Here is a 2447-nt window from a genome sequence, read left to right on the forward strand (position 1 = left end):
TTTTTATCGGGTATTTAAAAAGCATTTCGGCATGGCCCCTGGTGAAATGAGAAAGGAAGTTTAAAAAAATCCAATCCAATAAGCTAAGGGTGTCCAATGGCAGAAGCGACCTTCCACCCTATAATGAAAGCGTATACAAAATGGAATTTTCAACTTAGGGAGGTCATTTTGCATGAAAATGTGGAAAGGTGTATTGAGTACGATGCTGGTTGGCACGTTGTTGGCCGGATGTGGAGCGAATTCTTCAGGCAGTGACAGCAGTGATTCCGGTGGAGACGGCAAAACTGTAAATCTCAAAATGTTTATTGCTCAGCCCCGTTTGAAGGAGCACTACGATAAATACATTAATGCATTTATAGCCAAAGAGAAGCAAGATAAAAATATCGACGTTACCGTTCAACTGGAGATGCCGCCTGCGGACAATGCTGCGCAAATTTTGAAAACAAGACTCGCTTCCAACGATGCACCAGACGTATTCGCGTTGCATGCGGTGAATGAAATTCCTCCGTTTTATAAAGCGGGTTATTTGGAGGACTTGTCCGGCCAGCCGTTTGTCAGCAAATTAATGGACAGTGTGAAGCCTTCGGTGACGACGAAAGACGGCAAAGTCGTAGCGGTTCCTTTGGAAACAATTTCATGGGGCTATTTGTACAATAAAAAAATATTTAAGGATTTGGACTTGAAGCCGCCGGGAACGTTGACCGAAATGAAGGCTGTGGTCGAAAAGCTGAAAGCGAATCATGTGACACCATTCCTGTTGTCTTACAAGGAATCCTGGATTCCACAGCTGTTTGTGCCGCTCACAGCAGGTGCGATGATGAACACACAGAATAAGGATTTTATCGAACGGATGAATCAGGACAAAGGTTCTTTTTCCGAAATGAAGAGCATGTTCGATATTATTGATCTGGTGAACAGCAATGGTACAGACAAGGCGCTGGAAATCGGCGGGGATGATGGATCAGCAGCATTTGCTTCAGGTAAAGCGGCGATGTGGATTCAGGGACCGTGGTTTGCGGAAACGATTTTAAAATCTGATCCGAAGATGGATTTTGGGGTGGCACCATTGCCGATCAATGACGATCCGAATGCGACCTTGATCAATCTGTCCACTTCGACTTCGCTGGCCGTATCCTCTTCAAGCAAGAATAAGGAGGTTGCGCTCGACTTTGTTAACTATGTGTTGGACGACAAGGATTCCAGCGCATTCTATGAAGCATTGAAATTTAATCCCATCTCCAAAGTGCATACATTTAAAAGCTATCCTTGGGTTAATGACGCTACCGAATATGTGAAAGCAGGCAAGTCGTACCAAGATCCATCCATCCCGCAGGCGGTCAAGGACGAGGCAGGCAAATCGCTCCAATCCTATTATGCTGGCCAGCTCTCGCAGGATGACGTCATTAAGGCGCTGGATAAGGCATGGAAATCGTATAACAAAGTGAACAAGTAGACGGTAACCTACAGAATGACATCGGGAGGGAGAGACTCCATGCCTTTTAAAATCTACAAAAAATACGTCATGCTGCTGGCATTTACTGCCCCGGCACTGATCTTTTACGCCATCTTCCTGCTCATTCCAACGATCAGCGGCATGTACTACAGCTTTACAGACTGGAACGGATTGAATCCCAATTACAATTTTATCGGCTTGGGAAATTTTGTGGAATCTTTGAAGGAAGACCCCGACTTTCTTAACTCCCTGTGGTTTACACTTAAATACGTATTGGTTATGATCGTGCTGCAAAATGCGCTTGCGCTGGTACTGGCAGTGTTGATTGAGTCACGCACACGCAGCAAAGGATTTTTTCGGACGATCTTTTTTATGCCTAATATGATCAGTACCATTATTAGCGCATTTATGTGGACATTCGTTTTCTCCTCCGTGCTGCCGCAAATTGCTGAAAAGACGGCCATCGCCTTTTTAGGTCAATCCTGGCTGGGCGATCCGAAGGTATCTTTCTTTTCTATCATTATTGTCTCGCTCTGGAATGGTGTGGGATATATGATGATCATTTATCTGGCTGCACTTCAGGGTGTACCGCAGAGCCTGAAGGAGGCCGCTATTATTGACGGGGCGAATGCTTTTCAGACATTGCGAAGTGTGACGCTGCCCATGATTACCCACGCGATTACGATCTGTTTCTTCCTGACACTCAACGGTGCCTTCAAGGTGTATGAGGTCGTGTATGGACTGACTGGCGGAGGACCGGGACGCAGCACACAGGTGATTACGATGAACATTTATGAAGAGGCGTTCTCCAACAACTTCCGTTACGGCTATGCGAGCGCTAAATCCGTTATTTTGTTTGCCATTGTGCTCATCTTTACTCTGATCCAGCTGCGTGTCATGAAGAAGAGGGAGGTGGAGGCATGAGGCTGAAAAAGGCTAATTCCTTGCTGATCACGCTGTTGCTGTGCATGGGCGCAGTCGTGTCTTTCTTCCC

2 protein-coding genes are annotated in these 2447 nt (G+C 46.0%); both read left to right on the forward strand.

What is annotated here, in order from left to right; genetic code table 11:
- Positions 1-172: 172 nt before the first annotated feature.
- On the forward strand, positions 173-1453 hold the full coding sequence (locus AC5V8P_RS25065) for an ABC transporter substrate-binding protein (RefSeq protein ID WP_064796609.1): 1281 nt from the start codon (positions 173-175) through the stop codon (positions 1451-1453).
- A gap of 39 nt (positions 1454-1492) precedes the next feature.
- Complete coding sequence (locus AC5V8P_RS25070; RefSeq protein ID WP_063211440.1) at positions 1493-2377, forward strand: carbohydrate ABC transporter permease; 885 nt, start codon at positions 1493-1495, stop codon at positions 2375-2377.
- The last annotated feature ends 70 nt before the right edge of the window (positions 2378-2447 follow it).

The sequence above is a fragment of the Paenibacillus sp. N119s genome, assembly GCF_059447605.1.

What these genes read in the sequence shown, in the direction of transcription:
- AC5V8P_RS25065 (WP_064796609.1), top strand. Translation starts at nt 173, where the DNA reads ATGAAAATGTGGAAAGGTGTATTGAGTACGATGCTGGTTGGCACGTTG.
- AC5V8P_RS25070 (WP_063211440.1), top strand. Translation starts at nt 1,493, where the DNA reads ATGCCTTTTAAAATCTACAAAAAATACGTCATGCTGCTGGCATTTACT.